Here is a 2074-nt window from a genome sequence, read left to right as displayed (position 1 = left end):
ACCGGCCTGACCGCGGACTGCACCAAGCTGGAGATCGACCCGGAGAGCAAAAACCTGATGATGACCCGTCCGGCATTCGGCGGCAACATCATGGCAACGATCCTCTGTCCGGACCACCGCCCGCAGATGGCGACCGTCCGTCCGGGCGTCATGCAGAAGGGCGAGGTCAAAGAGGGTGTGCAGGCGCAGATCGAGAAATTCGAGGTTGCAGACCTTGCATCCCATAAGAATGTGGAAATCCTCGAGATTGTCAAGAAAACTGCCGGCAAGATGGACATTCAGGATGCAAAGATTCTGGTGTCTGGCGGACGCGGCATGGGCGGTCCGGAGAATTTCAAGCTGCTGGAGGACCTCGCTGAGGTTCTGGGCGGAACGATCTCGTCATCGCGTGCCTGCGTAGATGCGGGCTGGGTCGAGAAAGACCGCCAGGTCGGCCAGACCGGTAAGACGGTCCGCCCGAATCTGTATATCGCGTGCGGTATCTCGGGCGCAATCCAGCATCTGGCGGGCATGGAGGACTCGGAGATCATCATTGCGATCAACAAGGACCCGGGCGCTCCGATCTTTGAGGTTGCGGATTTCGGCGTCGTCGGGGATGTACATAAAATCCTGCCGCTGCTGACCGAGGCAGTCAAGAAAGAGCTTGCAAAAAAAGAATAAGCTGTTATTTAGGGCGCTCTGTGGGATTCCGCAGGGCGCCCTCTTTCCTATTCTTTCAAACAGATTTCGATAAAAAGAGAGCGTTGCGGCGCAAAAAAACAGGCTACCAGAAAGATGCCCTCTCAAGCAACAGCCTGTTTTTAATTTTTTTCATCAAGATAGTTAACGAATACCCCATCTACCAGACCAATCACGGGCAAGGTGTCTATCTAGCAGGGTTGAAAGTACAAAATCCGAACCTATTAGGTTCGGATTTTGGCTGTTTGGTGGAGCGAACTCAACCAGCAGCGAATACGCTGCAAAGATGGAAACGACGCTTTCAAAATGTTCTTCTATGTAAATATCATAGCCGTTGTATCGTTTATTCCTCAAGCGAAGAGATCAAACATTAGGGGGTATCGTAGCCATTTTTGTGTGATAGTACAGGTTCACGGTTCAGCAGGAGACAAAGCCGGGACGTCGAAGTGCCGCTTTCTTACCCTGGAGTCTGTTTTAAAACTTAGATATTGTGTGTAAAGTGTTGTAAAGTGTGGTTATCTGTCTACTTGACAGGGGGCGGTTCATCTTTTTCTGCACCCTGTATGGCAGTTACCCTATTTCAGTTTGTTAGTTGATACTGTTTTATGAATAACTATCATATGGAGGATAGGGATTTGAAAATTATAGAGGTAAAAGATAGACCCACTTCGTTGATAAAACAACTACTGGTAGTTTGGGAGAGTTTTGTCAGGGCAACGCACCTTTTTCTATCAGCGGACGAAATAGAAAGCATTAAGGAATATGTACCGCAAGCATTAAAGGAAATACCTTCTTTAGCGATAATAGAAAACGAAAATCAAATTCCTGTTGGCTTTATGGGGATCGTAGGGCAACATCTTGAAATGCTCTTTATTTCTCACGAGGAAAGGGGAAAAGGGTTAGGTAAGGAATTGCTTAAATACGGAATAGAAAAATATTCGGTTAATGATTTAGCTGTTAATGAGCAAAATCCTCTTGCAAAAGGGTTCTATGAACACATGGGATTTGAGGTTTATAAAAGAACAGATTGCGATGAGCAAGGCAATCCATATCCGCTTTTATACATGGAATTGAATAGCTAACAGCCGAGAGTAGCAAAGCCAGTCGAGCCAATCAACGGTCACAAGACGAACGGCGCCTTCAGCGCCGCCGTTGACAGCCTCGCCCGTCTTTGCTGATGGGTAATCAAGACGGGAAAGCCCTAAAATGGATTTCCCGCCCATTTCGATTTTGAGAAAAGAACGACCCCAAAAAATGAATGAGTGCGGGCGCACATATAGTCACGGCGTCCAGAGGTTTGGGACAATTTGTCCCATAGGCTAGACGGTGTCGTCAATAAAGAAGGAGCCAAATAGCAATACAACGTATTTGGACAGCAGCAGCGAAAGAAGCGGCA

The 2074-nt window shown here is 47.8% G+C and carries 2 protein-coding genes; both read left to right on the top strand.

The window, feature by feature from the left end:
- A partial coding sequence (locus D5269_RS17555; protein WP_147408069.1) for an electron transfer flavoprotein subunit alpha/FixB family protein occupies positions 1-660 on the top strand: 660 nt, incomplete at its 5' end.
- 653 nt (positions 661-1313) lie between these two features.
- A complete protein-coding gene (locus D5269_RS17550) occupies positions 1314-1760 on the top strand; it encodes a GNAT family N-acetyltransferase (RefSeq protein ID WP_120487431.1) in 447 nt (148 codons plus the stop codon).
- The last annotated feature ends 314 nt before the right edge of the window (positions 1761-2074 follow it).

The organism is Anaerotruncus sp. 1XD42-93, from assembly GCF_009917605.1.
Taxonomy (GTDB): domain Bacteria; phylum Bacillota; class Clostridia; order Oscillospirales; family Ruminococcaceae; genus Anaerotruncus.
The sequence above is the reverse complement of the archived record's forward strand: the minus strand, read 5'-3'. Positions and strand labels throughout refer to the sequence as shown.